At 70.4% G+C, this 12,129-nt stretch carries 13 protein-coding genes and 2 tRNA genes; 8 read left to right on the forward strand and 7 right to left on the reverse strand.

The genetic code is table 11. From position 1 onward, the window contains the following. A tRNA-Ala gene (locus JNL41_RS20725) sits at positions 1 to 76 on the reverse strand. A 96-nt stretch (positions 77 to 172) separates the two neighbouring features. On the opposite strand from JNL41_RS20725, the gene JNL41_RS20730 reads away from it, so the two are divergent. The 5 genes from JNL41_RS20730 to JNL41_RS20750 all read left to right on the forward strand — a co-directional run bounded on the left by JNL41_RS20730 (position 173) and on the right by JNL41_RS20750 (position 2,596). Next, positions 173 to 478: a YggT family protein gene (locus JNL41_RS20730; RefSeq protein WP_293478079.1), complete on the forward strand. Its 306-nt coding sequence runs from the start codon at positions 173 to 175 to the stop codon at positions 476 to 478. Then, the gene (locus tag JNL41_RS20735; protein WP_293478080.1) at positions 442 to 744 is read left to right on the forward strand and encodes a DUF167 family protein; all 303 of its coding nucleotides are present in this window, start codon (positions 442 to 444) and stop codon (positions 742 to 744) included. Before JNL41_RS20730 ends, JNL41_RS20735 begins: the two co-directional genes overlap by 37 nt. 223 nt (positions 745 to 967) lie before the next feature. Beyond that, complete coding sequence (locus tag JNL41_RS20740; protein WP_293478081.1) at positions 968 to 1,321, forward strand: BON domain-containing protein; 354 nt, start codon at positions 968 to 970, stop codon at positions 1,319 to 1,321. 25 nt (positions 1,322 to 1,346) lie between these two features. Further along, complete coding sequence (locus JNL41_RS20745) at positions 1,347 to 2,093, forward strand: Sir2 family NAD-dependent protein deacetylase (RefSeq protein ID WP_293478082.1); 747 nt, start codon at positions 1,347 to 1,349, stop codon at positions 2,091 to 2,093. 92 nt (positions 2,094 to 2,185) lie between these two features. Further along, a complete protein-coding gene (locus JNL41_RS20750) occupies positions 2,186 to 2,596 on the forward strand; it encodes a hypothetical protein (protein ID WP_293478083.1) in 411 nt (136 codons plus the stop codon). Positions 2,597 to 2,668: 72 nt separating this feature from the next. Here JNL41_RS20750 and JNL41_RS20755 read toward each other — a convergent pair whose 3' ends face one another. Beyond that, positions 2,669 to 3,493 (reverse strand): LytTR family DNA-binding domain-containing protein, encoded by an 825-nt coding sequence (locus tag JNL41_RS20755; protein WP_293478084.1) that lies wholly within the window; start codon positions 3,491 to 3,493, stop codon positions 2,669 to 2,671. A gap of 13 nt (positions 3,494 to 3,506) precedes the next feature. Next, entirely contained in the window at positions 3,507 to 4,580 is a 1,074-nt protein-coding gene (locus tag JNL41_RS20760) for a histidine kinase (protein ID WP_293478085.1), read from the reverse strand. A 275-nt stretch (positions 4,581 to 4,855) separates the two neighbouring features. Here JNL41_RS20760 and JNL41_RS20765 point away from each other — a divergent pair, with 275 nt between their 5' ends. After that, positions 4,856 to 5,749, forward strand: a complete 894-nt coding sequence (locus tag JNL41_RS20765) for a LysR substrate-binding domain-containing protein (RefSeq protein WP_293478086.1) — start codon at positions 4,856 to 4,858, stop codon at positions 5,747 to 5,749. A gap of 5 nt (positions 5,750 to 5,754) precedes the next feature. Here the strand turns inward: JNL41_RS20765 and JNL41_RS20770 are convergent, their stop codons facing one another. Beyond that, positions 5,755 to 5,961: a hypothetical protein gene (locus tag JNL41_RS20770; protein WP_293478087.1), complete on the reverse strand. Its 207-nt coding sequence runs from the start codon at positions 5,959 to 5,961 to the stop codon at positions 5,755 to 5,757. Between the two features lie 103 nt (positions 5,962 to 6,064). After that, positions 6,065 to 9,052: a TonB-dependent receptor gene (locus JNL41_RS20775; protein WP_293478088.1), complete on the reverse strand. Its 2,988-nt coding sequence runs from the start codon at positions 9,050 to 9,052 to the stop codon at positions 6,065 to 6,067. A gap of 25 nt (positions 9,053 to 9,077) precedes the next feature. Here JNL41_RS20775 and JNL41_RS20780 point away from each other — a divergent pair, with 25 nt between their 5' ends. After that, positions 9,078 to 9,263 (forward strand): hypothetical protein, encoded by a 186-nt coding sequence (locus JNL41_RS20780; RefSeq protein WP_293478089.1) that lies wholly within the window; start codon positions 9,078 to 9,080, stop codon positions 9,261 to 9,263. A 333-nt stretch (positions 9,264 to 9,596) separates the two neighbouring features. Beyond that, positions 9,597 to 10,373 (forward strand): response regulator transcription factor, encoded by a 777-nt coding sequence (locus JNL41_RS20785; RefSeq protein WP_293478090.1) that lies wholly within the window; start codon positions 9,597 to 9,599, stop codon positions 10,371 to 10,373. A gap of 115 nt (positions 10,374 to 10,488) precedes the next feature. On the opposite strand, the gene JNL41_RS20790 is transcribed toward JNL41_RS20785, so the two are convergent. Further along, complete coding sequence (locus JNL41_RS20790; RefSeq protein WP_293478091.1) at positions 10,489 to 11,682, reverse strand: NF038122 family metalloprotease; 1,194 nt, start codon at positions 11,680 to 11,682, stop codon at positions 10,489 to 10,491. A 250-nt stretch (positions 11,683 to 11,932) separates the two neighbouring features. Further along, a tRNA-Thr gene (locus JNL41_RS20795) sits at positions 11,933 to 12,008 on the reverse strand. Positions 12,009 to 12,129: the final 121 nt, after the last annotated feature.

Genomic DNA, 12,129 nt, shown 5'->3' on the forward strand with positions numbered 1-12,129 from the left:
TGGTGGAGCCGAGGGGAGTCGAACCCCTGACCTCCTCATTGCGAACGAGGCGCTCTACCAACTGAGCTACGGCCCCAGGAAGGCGCGGAATAAGTCGATTGCGGGCCATCCTGTCAAGCGGGGAGCGACAGCGTCGCCTTGTCACGGGCCCAAACGCCGCTACTTAGGGGTCATGACCGGCTTCATCCTGTCGATCGCCCAGGGCATTCTGCAGCTCGCGATCTTCGCGATCATCATCAGCGCCGTCCTTTCGTGGCTGGTGGCGTTCAACGTGATCAACCTGCGCAGCCAGTTCGTCTACGGCGTGGTCCGCTTCCTCGACGCGGTGACGCGGCCGATCCTGCGTCCGTTCCAGCGCTTCATCCCGCCCCTCGGCGGCGTGGACATCAGCCCGATCATCGCCATCCTCGTGCTCTCGGCCGCCCAGACCTACCTGCTGCCTTGGCTCGCGCGGCCCCTGTTCAACCTCATCGGCTGACGGTCCGCGTCACGCCCAGGGGCGGACGCGACGCCGTCGACGGCTGGACGGCCGACGAGGCCGGGCGGCCCGTGCTGAGGGTGCGGGTGAGCGCGGCCGCCAGCGATGGCGCGGCCAACGCCGCGGTCGTCGCCCTGGTCGCCCGGACGATGGGGTTCCCGAGGTCGGCCGTCCGCATCGCCGCCGGCCAGACCTCGCGGACCAAGCGCCTGGAGATCGACGGCGCCGCGCCGGCCGACGTGGAGCGCGCGTTCGGGCCAGCTTGACCGGAGGAACCGCGTTCTTCCAACGGAAGTTGTACAGGCGATCGTCCAACGACTTGCCTGTCGGCCACGGACGGTCCCGATCGGCCCGGCCCCTACCCCTGGCATCCCCTGACCGCGGCCGGGCCGATCCCCTCCCGAAGTCCCGGACGCCGGCTCCCGGCGCGCCGGAACGCCTCGCGCGTTCGCATGTTCTATGATTGCTTAGCTTTGCGAGGACATTCCCATGAACGACTCCCATGGACCCCATGCCGGCAAGGGCCCGCAGGCCTGGACGCGCGACGACGCCCGCCTGCGCGAAGACGTCTCGGACCGCCTGATGGAGGACCGGCTGATCGACGCCCGCGGCGTCGAGGTCCTGGTCGACGGCGCGGTGGTCACGCTGGTGGGCCATGTGCCGGGCGCCTCGGATGTCGCCCACGCCGAACTGCTGGCGCGCGCCACGCCCGGGGTGGAGGAGGTGCGCAACCGCCTGACCGTCGAGCCGGGCGAACGCGCCGTCGACCGGCTGGGCAAACCCAACCCTTACGATCACTACGAAGGCCGCTGGGGGCGCTGGGTGCCGCCGGTCAGCACCTGAACCGACGACGAGGGGGCTCCACGGGATGGCGACACGCTCCGACCTGGGCCGGCTGATCGCCGACGCGCGGCGCATGGCGGTCTTCACCGGCGCCGGCATCTCGACCGAGAGCGGCATCCCCGACTTCCGCAGCCCGGGCGGCGTCTGGAGCCGGATGAAGCCCATCTACTTCCAGGACTTCGTGGCCAGCGAGGAGAAGCGGCGCGAGGCCTGGGACCGCGCCTTCGGCGGCCGCGCCGGCTGGACGGGCCGCGAACCCAACGCGGGCCATCACGCCGTCGCCCGCCTCGTCGCCTCGGGCAAGTGTTCGGCCGTCATCACCCAGAACGTCGACAACCTGCACCAGGCGTCGGGCGTGCCGCCGCAGAAGGTGATCGAGCTGCACGGCAACGCCAGCTACGCGACCTGCCTGGACTGCGGCCAGCGGCACGAACTGGACGAGCTGAAGGCGCTCTACCAGGCCACCGGCGACCTGCCCGCCTGCCGCCTCTGCGGCGGCATCGTCAAGACCGCCACCATCTCGTTCGGCCAGGCGATGCCCGCGGGACCGATGGCGCGCGCCGAGGAGGAGACGCTCTCCTGCGACCTCTTCCTGGTGCTGGGCTCGTCCCTGGTGGTCTACCCCGCCGCAGGCTTTCCGGTGCTGGCGAAGAAGAACGGCGCGGCGCTCGCCATCGTCAACCGCGAGGCCACCGAGCTCGATCCCTACGCCGACCTGGTGCTGCACGACGAGATCGGGCCGGCGATGACCGAGGCGGCGCCGGCCAACTAGTTTGGCCGCTCGTCGATTTCGTCACACCGTCGCCCTGTTTTTTGGGCTATGCGCTCGCCCGCATCTTCGCCGCAAGCTCCCGGGACCGCTACGTGATCCGAACTGTCGCCCTCGCGGGCCTCTCCCTCCTCGTCCTCACCGCCTGCAGCAAGGGCGGCGACTCCGAAGCCAAGGCCGAGGATCCGAACGTCGCGCTGCGCCCGCTGATCGCCCAGTGGAGCAAGGACCTCGAAGCCACCCATCCCGCCTGCGGCGTGAAGGTGGAGGGCAAGGGGTGCCAGGACTTCCAGGTGACCTGCAAGGCCGTCCACGAGGTTTCGCCTGAGGACGCCAAGAAGGGGATCACCGACCAGGTGGTCGCCGCGATGACCTTCGCCGCGCGCAACCCCGACGGCTCCACGGGCAAGTCCGGCTCGGCGTTCGCGCTGTTCTCGAAGACCGGCGACACCTGGAGCCAGGGCGGCTCCGACCCGGTGAACCTGCAGACCTGCGCGCCCGTCTGAGCGGATCGCGGACCGCCGCCTCGCGGCCTCCGCGGCGCCCGGCCCTTTCGTGTCGTTCCGGCTTCCTGACGGTCAGCCGCGGTTGCCGACGATCCTGCGGACCTGCGCGGCCTGGCGCCGCGCGACGGGCACCTCGGCGCCGGATTGCAGCACCACCGCCGACGGCCCGCCCGGCCGGCGCGCCAGCCGCACGATGCGGTCGCGGCGCACCAGCGCGCCACGATGCACGCGCAGGAAGTCGGCCGGATCCAGCTCGGCCTGGAGCTTGCGGATGGCCTTCCTGACCAGGAAGCTGCGGCCGCGGCTGTGGATGCGCACGTAGTCGCGCTCGGCCTCGACCCAGTCGATCAGCGCCACGGGCAGCCGCAGGCGGTCGCCGCGGTCGGGCACCCAGATCTCGTCGGCGAAGCCGCTGGGCGCCGCCGGCTCGGCCTCGGCGGCGCGCAGCGCGGCCACCACCTCCTCCAGCTCGGCGATGCGCGAGCGGGCCGCGCGCGACTGCAGGGCCTTGCGGGCCCGCTCGAGCGCCGCGTGCAGGCGATCGAACTCGACGGGCTTCAGCAGGTAGTCCACGGCCGCCAGTTCGAACGCGTCGGCCGCGAACCGCGAGAAGGCGGTGACGAAGATGAACACCGGCGCCCGCTCGGGGTCGATGGCGCGCGCCAGGTCCAGGCCCGAAAGGCCCGGCATCCGGATGTCGAGCAGCACGACGTCGACCCCGCCGCGGCCCAGCAGCGCCAGCGCCTCCTCGCCGTTGCCGGCCTGGCCGACCACCTCGGCGTTCGGCGCCGCCTCGATGGCCATCTGCAGGCGGCGCAGGGCGGGCGGCTCGTCGTCGACGAGCGCGACCCGCAACGGCGTGACCGCCTGGTCCCTGGGGGCGCTGCCCTGGATCATGCCCGCTCCGCCATCACGCTCTCTCAAGGGGGATTTCGACCGAGGCCAGGAAGCCGTGCGGCTGTATCGGGCCGCAGGTGAGTTCGGCGGTCTTGCCGTAGATGAGTTCCAGCCGCCGACGCACGTTCTCGAGGCCCAGGCCCAGCTTGGCCGTCGACGGCAGGCCCGCGCCGTCCGCGCCGTCGTCGGCGACGGTGAGCTTCAGGCGGCCGCCGGCGGCCTCGGCCTTGATCTCGATGGTCACCGGCGCGTTCGACCGCGCCACGCCGTACTTCACGGCGTTCTCGACCAGCGGCTGCAGGATCAGGCTGGGGGCCAGCGCGTCGCGCAGCTCGGCCGGGATGGTCTCGACGTAGTTCAGCCGGTCCTCGAACCGCGCCTGCTCGATCAGCAGGTACTGGCGCTGGGCCTCGATCTCGTCGGAGAGCGGCGCCTTGTCGGGCAGTTCCTTCTCCAGCGTGTGGCGCAGGAACGACGACAGCGACAGCACCACCCGCTCGGCCCGCTCGTTCTCCTTCGCCAGGATCAGCGAGGAGAGCGCGTTCAGGGTGTTGAACAGGAAGTGCGGGTTGATCTGGTAGCGCAGCATCCGGTTCTGCGCGTCCATGGCCAGCGCCTGGGCGGCCACCAGCCGAAGGTTCTTCTCCTTCAGCTCCTCCTCGTAGCGGATGGCGAAGTAGAGCGCGCACCAGGCGATGAAGGTCCAGAAGAACATTGAGGCCGTGAACGCCAGCGAGATCGGCGACAGCGGCTCGACCCGCCACAGCGGCGCGACCAGGTAGAAGACCACGTAGTTCAGGTAGGAGTAGGTGAAGCCCCCGATCACCGACAGCAGCACGGCCACCACCAGCCGCCGCCAGATGGGTTGTTCGGCCAGCGCCGACAGGATCCGGCCCACCAGCAGGCAGGCGAGGAATCCGAAGATCGCCATGCCGAGGCGTCGCCACGCCATCGCGCCGGCGTGCGGCATCGGGTCGGCCGCCACGCGCGCGGTCACGATCACGTAGGTCAGCGTCCACAGGACGAAGTTCGCGACCAGATAGTTGTTGAGCCGCGGCAGCCGCATCGTCGCTCCCCTGCCGGCCATTCTGACGCCTCCCGCCGCGCGACCAAGGCCGCTTGTCGACGCACCAGCGCCGTTCGCCGCAAATCGACACGGTCCGCCGCGCCGCGCGCGCGACGAGCGGGCGTCCCGGGGCGCGGCGTCGCCGGATACCGCCGGTCGCCCTGCCCCGCCCGTCCGCCGCAAATTCGGCCGCCTGCGGCGTCAGAGCGCGCCCTTCGCCGCAACACCCGATGCCTCTGCGGTCATCGCTGGCATCCTCCCGCTCATGACCTGCCGTCCTTGGGGGAGGATAGACCGTGCCTGTGCGCCCGCCGAGTTTGAGGGCCATCGCCGCCTTCGAGGCCGCCGCGAGGCATGAGAGCTTCACCAAGGCGGCCGACGAACTGAACCTCACCCAGAGCGCCATCAGCCACGCGATCCGTTCGCTGGAGCTGCGCCTGGGCGTCGACCTCTTCGATCGGTTCGGACGCACCGTGGCGCTGACCGAGTCCGGCCGCGCCTTCGTGAGCCGGCTGCGCCTGTCGCTCAACCTCATCTCCGAAGCCTTCGAGGCGCCCGCGCGTCCGGGGCGCGCCCGCCTGGTCGTGGCCGCGACCGCCGGCATCGCCGAGCGGATCCTGGCGACCCGCCTGCCCGGCTATCTCTCGGGCAACCCCGACCGCGAGATCGAGCTGCGCACCGTGACCGGCGCCGCAGAGGTCAGCGCCGGCGAGGCCGATGTGGCGGTGCTCTACGGGGCGGGGGCCTGCGCGGGGCTGACCCAGCGCCGGCTCGCCGGCGAGGCGCTGTTCCCCGTCGCCGCCCCGTCGGCGGACCTGCCGCGGCGGCCCGAGGAGTTGATCCGCGCCGCCCTGATCCACCAGCCCGAGCATCCGTGGCGGCTGTGGCTGGAACAGGTGGGCCTCTCCGACCTGCCCACGCCCGCCACCCTCACGGCCGACAGTCCGCTGGCCGCCCTCGAACTGGCCCGCAACGGCGCCGGCGTGTGTCTCGCCCGCGGCCTCCTGGCGCGCGACGACCTGCGCGCCGGCCGCCTCGTGCGGCTGTTCGACGCCGAGGCGTCGCTGCGCGAGGACTACACCGCGGTCTGGAACCCGGCCTCGCCACGCGCCGACATGATCCGGCCTTTCGTCGACTGGCTGGCCGCCGCGCTCGACCCCGGCCCGGCGCCCGTCCTGCACGCCGCCTGAGCGGCCTACGGCGGAAACGCGCCCGGTTCGAGTTCCGATTCCGGTTCCGGCAAGGCGTCGTAGTACGCCGCCAGGTCGCGGTACTCGGCCGCCGCCTCCAGGAAGACTTCGCGCCCGCGTCCCGGCTCGGCGGCCTCGCCCAGCCTCTGCACGCGCTCGGCCTCGGCGCGGTAATAGGCGGTCGGATCGGAGGCTACGCGCTGCACGCTCATGGGCGGGGAAAGCCCCGACGCGCCGAAGCGGTTCCCCGGAACGGAAGCAGGCCCCCGCTCGCGCGAGGGCCTGCCGTCTCCCGGACCTTGACGGCCGCGGGCCCTAGAAGTCCGCCGTGAGGCCGATGAAGAGGTAGCGGCCGAGCACGTCGTAGACCTGGCTGTAGGCATTGCCCGAGCACGAGGCGTTCGGGATGCAGTTCGTCTGGCCCACCAGCGGCGGGTCCTTGTCGAACAGGTTGTTGATGCCCGCGCGGAAGTTGAGGTTGTCGCGGACGGTGAACGAGGTCAGCAGGTCGAAGTAGTCGCGCGTAGCCAGCTTCAGGTCCGACGCCGGCGGGTTCGCCGCGTTGAGCGCCGGGTCGCTGGAGAGCGCGTCGAGCTTCACGCTCGAGAAGTGCCGCCACTGCAGCGACACCGACCAGCTCTTCACCCAGTCGCCGTATTCGAACGGCGTGTTCCAGGTCAGGCGGGCCTTGTGGCGCCACTTGGGGTTCGGGATGGTCGAGCCCGGACGGCCGTTGCAGAGCGAGCCGTAGTAGCCGGCGCAGTCCACGAAGGGATCGCCGGGCAGGATCGCGCTCGAGAGCTCGTTCAGGTAGGTGCCGACGAAGCTGACGTTGACGCCGCCGGCGTTCGACATGCCGAACCGGTCGAGATCGGTGCGGTAGGCCGCGCTGAAGTCGAGCCCCGAGGTCTTCAGCGAACCCGTGTTCTGCGTCAGGTCGACGACGTGCCCGTCGGGGCCCGACGAGTTCAGGTACAGGCTGCGGGTGCGCGCGTCGCGGACGATCAGCGGGCAGTAGCTGTCGTCGTTCTGCAGGTAGCACTTCGCCAGGATGGTGTCGGCGCCGATGTTCGAGATGTAGTCGTTCACCTTGATGTTGAAGTAGTCGACCGTCAGCGTCGCGCCCGGGACGAAGTCGGGCTGATAGACGAAGCCGACCGAGTAGGTGTCGGACTTCTCCGGATCGAGGTTCGGGTTGCCGCCGAGCAGGCCGTAGTACTGGTTGGCGACGTTGGCCTCGATCGAGAGCACCTGGGCCTTGGTGTAGCCGTGGACCGCGCCGCAGCGGGCGATCAGCGCCGCGTTGGCGGCCGTGTCGGGCAGCGCCGCGCACGGGTCGGTCGAGCCGTCCAGCGCGTGGATCTGCGGGCCGAACAGTTCGACCAGGTTCGGCGCCCGCACCGCGCGCTGGTAGCTGGCGCGGAAGCGCAGGCCGTCGATCGGCTCGTACTCGCCGGCGATCTTGTAAGTGTCGGTGGTCACGTCATACGAGTAGTCCGAGTAGCGGTAGCCGAGCTCGAGGCTCAGCGACTTGGCCAGCGGCGCGTCCTGGACGATCGGGATGCGCGCCTCGCCGTACACCTCGTAGACGTCGAAGCTGGCGTTGATCGGCGTCGAGGCGGCGCCGCCGCCGTTGAGCTGGCCGGGCGTGCGCGACACGAAGTCGCCGTCGAAGTCGATGTGCTCGCGCCGGTACTCGGCGCCGAAGGCCACGCCGACGCCGTCCCTGGCCCAGGGCGACTTGACGCCGTAGGCGCTGAGGTCGCCGCCCAGCGAGAAGTTGACCACCCGCTCGGCGGTGTTGCCGAAGGTCGAGGCCGGCACCTGCAGGTAGTCCAGCATCGCCTGGGTGACCGCGCCTTCGGAGAAGATGTTGTAGGGCACGCAGGCCGCGTCGGTGACGGTGACCTGGTTGACCCCGCAGACGATCTGGCCGGCGGCGTTGCGCTTGGCGATCAGGGCGTTGTCGATCCGCGACTTCAGGAAGTAGGCGGTCTGGCGCGCGTCGAACTTGGTCGCCGCGTACTCCATGTAGCTGTCGTAGTTCCAACTGTCGTTCAGGTCGCCGCGCAGGCCGATGACGTAGCGGTACGTGTTGTGGCGGAACTCCGACTGGCGGCCGCCGCCTTCCACGTTGCGCTTGGCGACCGTGCCGGTGAACAGCGCCGCCGTGCCCGCGTTGGCGCCGCAGAGCTGGGTCTGCTGGGCGGCGGTCATGAAGGCGTTGTCGCAGTTGACCGAGAAGGTGCCGGCGAAGATGCCCCCCGGCGCGATCTGGGCGACCGAGCGGTCGTCCATGAACATCATCTCGGCGTAGGCCTCGGCCCACGGGGCGATCTCGTAGTGCGCGAAGGCGCCCAGGCGATACCGCTCGTCGGGGCGGATGTAGTAGTTCGACGGGCCGAAGTTGTAGACGTCGGTCGTGGCGTTGCGGACCCGGAACGTGTTGCCCTGGACCGTGAAGTTGCCCACGCGGGCGGGCGTGGCCGTGCCCGAGCCGCCGCAGGCGGCCAGCGAGGTGAAGTCGGCGCCCGAGTTCAGCGTGCAGGCCGAATAGTCGCGCGCGCCCTGCAGCACCGCGTTCTGCTGGATGAAGCTGGCGAAGGCGGTGATGTTGCCCTTGCCGTCGGCGGCGTTGACGCCGAACGTCAGGGTGACTTCCGAGGCCTCGCCGTCGCGCACGTTGCTCTTCGGGATCGCGAACTGCGGCGCGTTGGCGCCGGCCGCGGCGGCCTTCAGGCGCAGCGCGTCCTGCACGAAGCTGTCGTTGTGGTGCTGGTAGATCGAGTAGTTGGCGTCGACGCGCACGCCCTCGAAGTTCTGCGTCATGATGAAGTTCACGACGCCGGCCACGGCGTCGGCGCCGTAGACGGCCGAGGCGCCGCCCGTCAGCACGTCGACGCGCTCCACGAGCGAGCTCGGGATGAAGTTCAGGTCGGCGACGGGGTTGTTGATCGACGTCGGGTTGCCCGCGCCCATCCGGCGGCCGTTGATCAGCACCAGGGTGCGCGAGGCGCCCAGGCCGCGCAGGTTCACCGTGGCCGTGCCGTTCGAGCCGTTCGACACGTTCGAGCCCTGCGAGGCGAAGGCCTGGGGCAGGGTGTTGATGATGTCTTCGACGCGGGTGATGCCGGCGGCCTTGATCTCGGCGGCGCCGATGGCGGTCACCGGGCTCACGCTGGTCAGGTTCGGCGTCGGGATGCGCGTCCCGGTCACCACCACTTCGGCGACGGCGTCGTCCTTATCGTCCGCCTGGGCGGCGGCCGAGTTGGCGAGGCCCAGGAAGGCGGCGCCACAGATCATGGAAGACGCCAGAAGGCGCTGCCGCATGCTTCGGATGTTCAAGGTCAAGATCCTCCAGCGGCCGGCGGCGACGCGCGCCGCGGACCGAGCCCCACATGAAAAGCCGGCGCCGGCGCACCCCGACTCCCCGGGCCTGCGCGCGGCGCTGCTGGAGGAAAACTATTGTCGCGCGCAGATCGCCTTTACTGAATTTGTCTTGGCCTATCCATGAACTCGACTCATGCGTCAGCGGCGCTGGGCATTGCGAAACGCTCGAAGACGTCTGTAATTTATGTGTATATTCAGTGAATTAGATCGCTTCGGCGTCCGACCGAGGCGACGGGAGCAAAGGCTCGGCGCGCGGCGGAGCGCCCGGTTGATCCTGGTAGAATGTTGCAAAAACAAAACAGCCGCGGCCCTGGTTACAATTGTCACGGCCGCGTGACACATGAGCATTCTTCATGAGAAGTATGACGAGAAGTCGTCACAGATATTCGAGGTTTCCGGCTTAGATTTCGCAGGCGCCGGCTCGGCTTCCGGTTCCGATTGCACACGAGGCTCTCCGATGACCGCCGTCGCCTTCGAATTCGCCGCCGGCGCCGCGCCCGCCCGCCCGATCGCTGCGCAAGGATCGCCCCGCGTCCTGTGGATCGACGCCGACCCCGCCGACAACGAGTCCGGGGTCGACATGCTGCGGCGTCACGGGTTCGAGGTCGAGCGCGCCGAGTCCGCCGCCCAGGCCCAGCCCGCGCTCGACGCCGCCAGCGCCGACCTGGTCATCCTCGAGACGGCGCTGCCCGACGCCGACGGCCTGGCGCTCTGCCGCAGACTCTCCGAGTCCGAGGCGGCCCCCGTCCTGGTCGTCGCCAGGGCCGCCGACACGCTGGACCGCGTCGCGGGCCTCGAATTCGGCGCCGACGACGTGCTCGCCAAGACCACGCACCCGCTGGAACTGCTGGCCCGCGTCCGCGCACTGCTGCGCCGCGCCGCCCGCCACGCCCGCAAGGCCGCGGAGGCGGCGCTGGAGACCTGGCGCTTCGACGCCGAGCTGGGCTACGTGACCTCGCCCTCGGGCCGGACGGTCCGTCTGTCGCCGGCCGACGCCGCGCTCCTGCGCGCGCTGGCCGCGCGGCCGGGCGAGGTGCTGCCGCGCGACGCGCTGGTGCGGCTGCTGCACGGCGACGGGGCCGCGGCCGGCGGCCGCTCGATCGACGCGCGGGTCGCGCGCCTGCGCCGCACGCTCTCGGCGTGCGACGGCGCCGGCGACATGATCAAGACGCTGCGCGGCGGCGGCTATCTCTTCCAGGCCCAGGTCACCGCGCGCAGCGGCCTCGCCGCCTAGAGCATCGCGCCGAAAACCGGCCGCCGGCTTTTGGCGATACGATGCGAAGTCAGGACCCTGGAGGCGCCCGCCGTGCAGGGCGGCCGCAGCCGCCCCGCACGCGGGTCGTCGTCCGTCAGGCGGCGGCGCGCGCCTGCGCCGAGCGGCGGCGGAGCGCCCCGCCCAGGCCGAAGAAGCCGCCGATCATCAGCGCCCAGGTAGCGGGCTCCGGGATGCCGGCGGAATGGGCGTTCGCCGTCGAGAACCGACGGTGGTCCTGGGCCATCACGTCGAACGCGATGTTCCAGCCCATGGCGTCGTAGGCCGCGAGATCCAGCGAGGTGATCTCCTGTTGCTGGCCCCGGGCGCTGGTCGGGTCGAGGATGCCCAGTTGCGGCTGGCCGGCAGCCGAGTCGAGCCAGTGCGACGCCTGGCGGCCGTTGCCGAGGGTCGCGCCCGTGGAGAAGCGCGAGTCGGCGCCGTACATCGTCTGGCCGTCGATCGAGAAGTAGGGCGTGCCGCCGATCCGCCAGTCGTTGACGCCGAGCGCGATGCTCTGGTCGCTGTAGCGGAAGATGTCCCAGATGGACATGATCGCGAAGTCGTTGAGGTTGCCCGCGAAGTTCGAGTTCGCGTCATAGACGTCGACGCCCGAGCGGAAACCCAGCGCGTGGCCGATCTCGTGGATCGCGACGCCGACGAAGTCGAACGATGTGGCGTCGATCCCGTCGGTGGGGTCGAAGTCGAAGGCGAACTGGTTGCTGAAGGTGATCGAACCGTCGGCCTGGATGGCGGCGTTCGCGCCCGTGTAGGTCGGCGTGATGCCGAGGGCCTTCAGCAGCGACGTGTTGGCCGAGAAGGCCGAGTTGTTGCCGCTGGCGTCGTTGTCCAACCGGGTGGTGAGCGGCGTCTGCACGCCCGTCCCGTTGGACTTCGCGCCCGAAACCAGGGCGTCGATAGCTTCGCCGCCGATGAACGGCGAGGCGCGCGTCGTGGGCAGGTTGGCGGCGACGATCGCGTCGAGCGCCGAGTTGCCGGCGCCTTGCAGCGCCGGGAAGACGTTGCCGACGTAGGCGACGTTGGTCGTGCTCCCCGTCGAACCCAGGATGCCGGCGCCGAGCTGCTGGAAGCCGACGTTGAACTTCACGCTGACGTCGTTGGTGATCACCTTTTCCCAGAAGTGCGCGGCCACCTCGAAGCCCGCGCGGGCCTGGGTGCCGACTTCGGCCCCCCCGGTGTTGCGCAGCTCGATGGTCAGCGCGGTCGCGGAACTCGCGCCCACAATCGCGGTCATGGCGCTCGCAAGCGCCAGGGCTGTCTTCAGTCTCATGCAATACCCCATTCGCGCTGGCCGTCCCCACGGCCAGTCCCTGGCGCGACCACGGACCCGTCGTTTAACCATGTCAATCGGACAATCGCGTTATGCGAGCATTTTCTGTGCATTGGTTGCGCCTCGCGCGCCGCTCGCCGACTCGGGCACACGCGGGGCGCGAGTTTCGGCGCCTGGCTCGCGTTCCAGGGACAGGGACGCAAGCTCACCCGGCCGTCGGCTCTGCGATCCGATGAGAGGGAGGAAGGAGTGGTGCCGCCAGGGTGACTCGAACACCCGACCTACGCATTACGAATGCGCCGCTCCACCGGCTGAGCTATGGCGGCCCGTCTCCGGGACGCGGGCTTTTACGCGAATGGTCTCGATTTGCAAAGCGCCCCGCGCCCGCGCGGGCCTTCCGGCCGTCAGCCCGCCAGCCGCGGGAGCACCCAGGCCACGGCCGCCCCG

The organism is Phenylobacterium sp., from assembly GCF_016793285.1.
GTDB lineage: Bacteria > Pseudomonadota > Alphaproteobacteria > Caulobacterales > Caulobacteraceae > Phenylobacterium.